Source organism: Sesame phyllody phytoplasma (genome assembly GCF_018390775.2).
Lineage (GTDB): Bacteria > Bacillota_I > Bacilli_A > Acholeplasmatales > Acholeplasmataceae > Phytoplasma > Phytoplasma australasiaticum.
This window is the reverse complement of sequence record NZ_JAHBAJ020000022.1, coordinates 1-6400: the sequence shown is the minus strand read 5'-3', so window position 1 is coordinate 6400 and position 6400 is coordinate 1. Positions and strand designations below refer to the sequence as shown.

At 32.8% G+C, this 6400-nt stretch carries 2 protein-coding genes and 1 pseudogene; 1 reads left to right on the top strand and 2 read right to left on the bottom strand.

Annotation, left to right across the window (positions count from 1 at the left end; translation table 11 throughout):
• Positions 1 to 1321: 1321 nt before the first annotated feature.
• Complete coding sequence (locus tag KHD59_RS02545; RefSeq protein WP_213680510.1) at positions 1322 to 1480, bottom strand: hypothetical protein; 159 nt, start codon at positions 1478 to 1480, stop codon at positions 1322 to 1324.
• A gap of 1573 nt (positions 1481 to 3053) precedes the next feature.
• Here KHD59_RS02545 and KHD59_RS02270 point away from each other — a divergent pair.
• The gene (locus tag KHD59_RS02270) at positions 3054 to 3197 is read left to right on the top strand and encodes a hypothetical protein (RefSeq protein WP_213680508.1); all 144 of its coding nucleotides are present in this window, start codon (positions 3054 to 3056) and stop codon (positions 3195 to 3197) included.
• Positions 3198 to 5271: 2074 nt separating this feature from the next.
• Here the strand turns inward: KHD59_RS02270 and gpmI are convergent.
• A pseudogene (gpmI, locus tag KHD59_RS02265) lies at positions 5272 to 6264 on the bottom strand (2,3-bisphosphoglycerate-independent phosphoglycerate mutase); the annotation flags it as partial.
• Between the last annotated feature and the right edge of the window lie 136 nt (positions 6265 to 6400).

The following is a 6400-nucleotide window of genomic DNA, read 5'->3' as shown; positions in this document are numbered from 1 at the left end:
TTAGTTGCACAAATTACTGACTTCTTGCCCCATAAAGGCCGTTAACCTTCATCTTGGGAGGGCGATTGGACCTAATTATTCCAAATTAAGTTTTAATTCCTCCGACTACTAAAAAGTCGCTTTATCCTGAGCCTAATGACTTTATTTCATTATTAGTTAATTTAATAACTAACCTTAGGATTCTCCAAGTTACTCTAAATATCGACCTTGATTCTTAGGGGGAAGCAACCAAGGCGGAAACGGTGAGATTCCAGGTTTTTAATGATAAACTATCCACACGGGATCAAGCGGTATATTGATAGCTCCTGACTGCCTGTTTATAGTAGTTTACGACAGGTTATTTATTACATCTTCTTAGCTTCTTAGGCCTTTTCAGGCTTTTCCACAGGATCATTCGGTGGCGGTATCTTCTGACTAACTACTTCATCGCAACCCGCTTTTAAAAACTGCTGAATTCCTTATTGTTTCCTTAAGAACCGTTCTAGTCAGCACTGGTGATTATTAAATCAATAGATATTTGTGGCTCTTTGGCGCTCCTGATCCATAGAATAATATCTTCCGATATAGGAATCACTTTAAATCCTTATTAAAGTTTTATATAACTTAAACTCGATTTGGGAGATGTACTTCTTCCATCAGTAAAAAGCATGTAATGTTGACCTGTCGTAACCATTATAACGAGTTAGTCCAGAGGCTATCAATATATTTGATCCGTATTGATAGTTTAATTAAAAACCTGAATTCACCTGTTCCATAACGGTTACTTTCCCCTGTGAATCAAGGTCGATTTAGAGTAACTTGGAGAATCCTAGCGTTAGTTATTAAATTAACTAATAATGAAATAAAGTCATTAGGCTAGATGTATGATTCTTTAGTAGTCGGAGGGAGTAAAATTTAATTTTGAATAATTGTTAATTTCAAGATGAAGGTTAACGGCCTTTGCTAGGGCAAAAAGAGTCAGTATTATTGCAACTAATGAAGTGTGACACCAGCTGCGTTAAAAGAAGATGGGGCTCATGGCAAGCCGGATGCCTGGAAACTAGCCTGTCCGGTTTAGATGGGGTTTGTTGTAATAGATAACAAAATACAATTTTGATATTGAATGCAAATATCATTCATATAGATAATATATCAGAACGTTTGGGGGCCAAGAGTTACACATGTTACTGTGGTGATACAACATTTGCTTTAGTCCTCAGAGGACCAAAGTGCCTACAATAGAATACTGACTATTTGTGATGGCCCAAAGTTTAATTAATGATGATGATGAATTAGCTTTGTTAATTTTAGATCAGATCGAGCAGCTAGTTGTAGTTTCTATCTAACTTTTGAAAAAATGATTAATTGCAAAGGGATTAGATAAAGCTACAGCTAATCTTACTGCTCGATCTGGTCTAAAATTAACAAAAATAATTCCATCATCATCATTAATTAAACTTTGGGTATCACAAATAAAAAGGAGGAATAAATCACCAGTAATACCTTTATTGTAGGTAACTTTGAATCCCCCAAAGGTTCATATAAAGTTGTATCACCTGAAATTAACATATTATAAACCTTATTTAAACGTTCCCAATTATTATCTATATAGATAGAATATTTGCGTTTCAATATCAAAATTGGTATTTTTGATATCTATTACAAACAGCCCCCATCTAAACCGGACAAGCAAGTTTCCAAGCATCCGGCTTGCCATTTATCTTCTTTATACCAATTTGCGTCCATCACACTTCATTAGTTGCACTAAATTACTGACTTCTTTTGCCCTATAAAGGCCGTTAACCTTCATCTTGGGAGGGCGATTAACTTAATTATTCCAAATTAAGTTTTACTCCTCCGACTACTAAAAAGTCGCTTTATCCTTGAGCCTAATGACTTTTATTTCATTATTAGTTAATTTAATAACTAACCTTAGGATTCTCCAAGTTACTCAAATATCGACCTTGGATTCCTTAGTAAAGCAACCGTTAGTGGAAACGGTAAGAGATTCCAGGTTTTAATTGATAAACTATCCAATACGACTGGCGATATTGATATTCTGACCGCTCGTCATAGTAAAGCCACGACAGGTTAGCTTATTACATGCTTTTACTGATGGAAGAGATACATCTCCCAAATCAGGTTTGCTATATAAAACTTAATAAAATTAGGTTTTAAAATTGGTTCTATATCTGGAAGATATTATTCTATGGATCGGGGCGCCAAAGAGGCCTAAATATCGTGTGATTTAACCAATCACCAGTGCGATAAAACACTGAAAGGCTAAGAACGGTCTCAAAGGAAACAATAAGGAATTACAGCAGTTTTTAAAAACGGGTTGCGATGAAGTAGTTAGTCAAGAAGATACCGCCACCGAATGATCCTATGGAAAAGCCTGAAAAGGCCTAAGAAGCTAAGAAGATGTAATAAGCTAACCTGTCGTAAACTACTATAAACGAGCAGTCCAGAGGCTATCAATATACTTGATCCGTATTAGATAGTTTATCAATTAAAAACCTGGAATCTCACCGTTTCCATAACGGTTACTTCCCCTAAGGAATCAAGGTCGATATTTAGAGTAACTTGGAGAATCCTAAAGGTTAGTTATTAAATTAACTAATAATGAAATAAAAGTCATTAGGCTCAAGGATAAAGCGACTTTTTAGTAGTCGGAGGAGTAAAACTTAATTTGGAATAATTAAGTTAATCGCCCTCCCAAGATGAAGGTTAACGGCCTTTATAGGGCAAAAGATTATAATTTATTGCAACTAATGAAGTGATGACACCAAATTAGTGCTTAATAGAAGATAAATTATGGCAAGCCGGATGTTTGGAAACTTGCTTGTCCGGTTTAGATGGGGCTATTGTATATATCGCAATACCAATTTTGATATTGAAACGCAAATATTCTATCTATATAGATAATAATTAAATTGTTTAAATATGTTTATAATATGTTAATTTCAGTGATATAACTATTTATGAACCTTTAGAGGGGATTCAAAGTGCCTACAATAAAGGTATTACTGATGAATTTATTCTCCTTATTTGTGATACCCAAAGTTTAATTAATGATGATGATGGGAATTATTTTTGTTAATTTTAGACCAGATCGAGCAGTAAGATTAGCTGTAGCTTTATCTAATCCTTTGCAAATTAATCATTTTCACCAAATAAACAATTTTCAAACCAAAAAAATAATGAAAATATTTTATTAGTTACAAATAGTTATTATTCTATTTAGTAAAGGGATGTGTTGCTTTGAGCAAAATGAATTAAAAAATATTTATAGCGTAGTTATTTCTCAACATGGGTTAAATACAATTAAGAATTGCTGAAACAGAAAAATATCCTCATGTAACATCTTTTGGATTTGGGAAGAAAAATTTACCTAAAATATTATTCCTCTCCCAAGTAGATACTATGATCACCTGAAATGAAAAGCTTTTCGTTGTGCTGCAGAAAGCTGTTAATATTAACAGGTACCTGATTATGATACTTTAAATTCTTGCTAATCCTGATATGGTGATCTTAAACGCCACCACAGCAATAGAAGCCGCATAAATGTTTAAATATAGTAACAGAAACTATTTCATCAGGCGGAACAGTCATGCAGAACAGATGCGTGATGAATATGGAAATAACATACAGTCACACTACGTTCTAGTACCTATTATTATACCGATAGTTTCATCTCAGATCAGGAGTTTGATAGATAGTCTAACTTTATTGCAATTATTAAAATAATAACCTCAGGAAATGACCGGAAAAAGTCGGACTTTATTAAAAACAATAAATCGATTAATTGATAAATTTGATTTATTGATTATTAAAAATTAAAATATTAAATAATATCTAAGGAGTTTTATAGAAATGCCTTTTATTGCGTCATTATTGTCAGAAGGCAAAGAGTAAATTAGTCATCGCGTTATCTGGTTGTTCAGTGTAAACACTGAAAGGATAAGAATGGTTGCCGCAGTGAATATTATGGTCATGACGAAATAGTAGTTGTCGTGCCCGCCACCCAATACCCCGGATTCGAAATGGCTCAAGAAGTTAAGAAGATGGTTTTAGCACCCGTTCGATCAGTTACCACCGAGCAGTTCGTAGTCTATCAATATAAACTTACGTATTGGATAGTTTATCAAAACCTGGAACTCACACGGTCACTTCTCCTAACGGATTAAGGTCGATATTTAGAGGACCTGAGTAGTTCCAAAGCTAGTTATTAAATTAACTAATAATGAAATAAAATGTCGCTGGCTCAGTGATAAAGCGACGTCGGAGGAGTAAAACTTGACTCTGAATAATTGTTAATCGCCCTCCCAAGATGAGTTAACGGCCTTTATAGGGCAAAAGAAGTCAGTAATTTTTAGGATTCTCAATACCGTCTATAGTTTTTAACTATCAATATTCCCATTCGACATTCCTTATGGACCTTGATATGATTGAACGTTTGATAGTAGTTGTTGAGTTATATTATTAATCCAGCGTTTTAAGTTCTGGTTGAACATTTAATGAACAATCTTGAATGATATTCAATGTTCGCCAAAGTTTAGTTTCTGGATTAAAAATAGTTGTTGACATAAACACCAATTCTCTTATTGATAATCATTGAATAAACAATAAATTACTGACTTCTTTCGCCCTATAAAGGCCGTTAACCTTCATCTTGGGAGGGCGATTAACTTAATTATTCCAAATTAAGTTTTACTCCTCCGACTACTAAAAAGTCGCTTTATCCTTGAGCCTAATGACTTTTATTTCATTATTAGTTAATTTAATAACTAGCTTAGGATTCTCCTGCTACGAAACGACCTTAATCCGTTAGGAGAAGTGACCATTTTGAGTATTGTGAGATTCCAGGTTTTTAACTGATAACCATCCAATACGTAAGTTTATGTTGATAGATTCTGAACTCATCAGTTATTATAGTAGCTTATTGAGACAGGTTATAAAATTACATCTTCTTAACTTCTTAGGCCATTTCAGGCTTATCCATAGGATTATTAGGTGGCGGAATCTTTTTGACTAACTACTTCTTCGTCGCAACCCGCTTTTAAGAACTGCTGTAATTCACTATTCTTTCGTTTAACGAACCATTCTTATCCTTTCAGTGTTTATCTGCACTGGTTATTGGTTAGATAACGCGATATTTAGGCCTCTTTGGCGCCCCTTCACGAGCAATAATATTTTTAATAAAAGGCATTTCCTTATAAACTCCTTAGATATTATTTAATATTTTAATTTTTAATAATAAATAAATAAAATTTATCAATTAATCGATTTATTTTATTTTTTTGATAAAATTAAACTTTTTCCAGTCATTTCCTGAGGTTTATTTAATTTTAATAATTGCAATAAAGTTGGGGCTACATCACATAAAGCTCCTGATCGCAAAGTTAAAGAACTATCGGTTATAATAATAGGTACTAAATTTGTAGTGTGAGCTGTATGTTGATTTCCATATTCATCACACATCTGTTCTGCATTACCATGATCTGCTACAATAACAGCTGTTCCGCCTACAGATGAAATAGTTTCTGTTACTATATTTAAACATTTATCTACAACTTCTATTGCTTTAATAGTGGCGTTTAAAGATCCTGTATGTCCTACCATATCAGGATTAGCAAAATTTAAAATCATAGTATCAAAATTACCTGTTAATATTGCTTTTTTAGCTTCTGCAGCAACTTGAAAAGCACTCATTTCAGGTTTCTGATCATAAGTATCTACTTTAGGAGAAGGAATTAATATTTTTTTTATATTAGGTAAATTTTTTTCTTTACCCCCGTCAAAAAAGAATGTTACATGAGGATATTTTTCTGTTTCAGCAATTCTTAATTGTGTTAACCCATGTTGAGAAATAACTTCGCTATAAATATTTTTTAATTCATTTTGCTCAAAAGCAACACATCCCTTTACTAAATGAGAATAATAACTATTTGTAACTAATAAAATATTTTTAATTATTTTTTTTGGTTTGAAAATTGTTTTATTTGGTGTTTGAAAATGATTAATTTGCAAAGGATTAGATAAAGCTACAGCTAATCTTACTGCTCGATCTGGTCTAAAATTAACAAAAATAATTCCATCATCATCATTAATTAAACTTTGGGTATCACAAATAAAAGGAGGAATAAATTCATCAGTAATACCTTTATTGTAGGCACTTTGAATCCCCTCTAAAGGTTCATAAATAGTTGTATCACCTGAAATTAACATATTATAAACCTTATTTAAACGTTCCCAATTATTATCTATATAGATAGAATATTTGCGTTTCAATATCAAAATTGGTATTTTTGATATCTATTACAAACAGCCCCCATCTAAACCGGACAAGCAAGTTTCCAAGCATCCGGCTTGCCATAATTTATCTTCTTTTAAGCACTAATTTGGTGTCCATCACACTTCA

Coding starts and splice junctions, on each gene's coding strand:
- KHD59_RS02270 (WP_213680508.1), top strand. CDS start 3,054: ATGATGATGGGAATTATTTTTGTTAATTTTAGACCAGATCGAGCAGTA.